The sequence below is a fragment of the Candidatus Methanoperedens sp. genome (genome assembly GCA_012026795.1).
Lineage (GTDB): Archaea > Halobacteriota > Methanosarcinia > Methanosarcinales > Methanoperedenaceae > Methanoperedens.
The window spans coordinates 122,913-124,939 of the sequence record VEPM01000012.1; the positions used below are offsets into that span (position 1 = coordinate 122,913).

1 protein-coding gene and 1 pseudogene (1 of these 2 only partly in view) are annotated in these 2,027 nt (G+C 38.6%); both read left to right on the plus strand.

The window, feature by feature from the left end; translation table 11 throughout:
• Positions 1-23: pseudogene (locus FIB07_07205) on the plus strand (hypothetical protein) (it extends 1,144 nt beyond the left edge of the window).
• A gap of 178 nt (positions 24-201) precedes the next feature.
• Complete coding sequence (locus FIB07_07210) at positions 202-1,476, plus strand: DUF1565 domain-containing protein (protein NJD52642.1); 1,275 nt, start codon at positions 202-204, stop codon at positions 1,474-1,476.
• Positions 1,477-2,027: the final 551 nt, after the last annotated feature.

Below are 2,027 nucleotides of genomic sequence, written 5' to 3' on the forward strand. Positions count from 1 at the left end.
GCATATCTTTATATGTATGTTAATATCTGGAATGGTTATGGGACTTTCTGGGTGGATGATGTTTCATTAAGCCTGAAAAACGCAGTTATCCCAGAACCAGAACCAGCACTAACACCAGCACCAGCACTAAAACTAGCACCAGCACCAATCACAACACCGGCTCCTACGGCGACGCCAACTGTAACCCCGGCTCCTGCGAGCGTGCCTGCTCCAGTTTCAAATGGCCCTAAATATTATGTAGCCACTAATGGTAATGATGGCAACTCTGGCTCATCTTCGTCTCCATGGAGAACTATTCAACATGCAGCAGACATGGCGTCTGCAGGAGATACGGTTTATGTCATGGGCGGAACGTACAATGAGAAAGTTACAATAACGAAATCAGGGAGCCCAGGAAATTACATCATATTTGCAGCGTATCCAGGGCAAACTGTTTCTATTGATGGCACCGGTATATCTTTAGGATCATGGGACGGACTGGTCCGTATAAATGGTGCAAGTTATATACAAATTTCAGGATTCAGGGTGCTAAAATCCTCATATGTAGGGATCATGGTATCAGGCGGAAGCCCTTCGAATATTAATATCCAGGATAATTATATTAATGGTGCATATTCTTCCGGAATATATGTAGAGAGGGCATCAAGCATTACCATAGACAATAATGAGGTAATAGGAGCTCATAGTGCAGGAGCAGGAACTGAAAACGAGATTGTTAGCCTTGTTCGTGTCAATGGTTTTGATGTAAAAAACAATAAGATCCATGATAATATCAATACCGAGAGCATTAACGCAAAAATGGGATCGAGCAACGGGCGCATTCATCATAACAACATAAAACCGACTTCAAGCGCAGGTGTTTATATGGATCCTTTTACCGAGTACCAGGAAAACGTGGAAGTATATAACAATATAATCCATGATGGCCCGGGTGCTTCTCGAGGAATAGCCGTTGCTGTTGAAGGAGGCGGAACTATTAAAAATGTCAAGATATACAACAATTTAGTATATAGAAACGGGGCAAATGGAATAGTCGTAGATTATTATGCCGATTGTGGCAGCGATCCTGGCACTCTGTGCCTCAGCGGGACTATAGACAATATATTAATAGAAGGAAACACCGTATACCAAAACAACGCAATAGGATGGGATGGCGGAATTATAAATAAATATAGTAAATCCACCAATGTAGTCATAAGTAATAATATAGTCAGCCAGAATTACGGCAATCAAATATGGGCCGTAGGAAGCAACACAATTCAAAACAATCTTATCGACGGCTCAACTGGTACGACTGGCACCAGTTACATAACAGGAAGCCCACAATTCGTCAATCCTTCATCGGGGGATTTCCACATCCAATCCACTTCTCCTGCAATAAATAAAGGGGCGACTCCCAAGATAGCTATTGTGGACTTTGACGGAAAATCAAGACCACAGGGAGGAGATTACGATATTGGAGCGTATGAATATTGACCGTGAACTTGCCGCGAAGTAGATAATCCATAAACCGATATGCTGGGCGTGATAGATTATCTCGCCTGGCGTCTGCCTTTTTAAACATTATTTTTTTATATTATTAGCAAGAATCCTTGCATCAATTCCTTTTTCAGGGACTAATGGAAAAACAATAATCTATTTCAATCATGCCGAATAATATTAAATTCGGAGATTAAAGAAATTATAATTTAAACTTTGTTTTTGATTAAATATGTAAGATTATATTGTTACAGGGTGAAACAAATGCTATTCAAATGGATTAGATATATTAGAAATAAATCAAAATATTATAAGTTATTTATTTTAGCGATAAAACGTGGTGAAATATATAAAAGTATTAATTTAGTTGGCATAATAGTTGCTTACTTTTTCAAGTTAAAGAAAGTACCCTTTTTGCCAGCAACGATTGATATTGAACCTAACAACAATAGGACTTACGCGGTTAACGTCAACCAACTGTATTTAGCATAATTTTAATATCAAGTTCGTACAAATAATTTTTGAAACAATAAAATTATGCAAAAGCA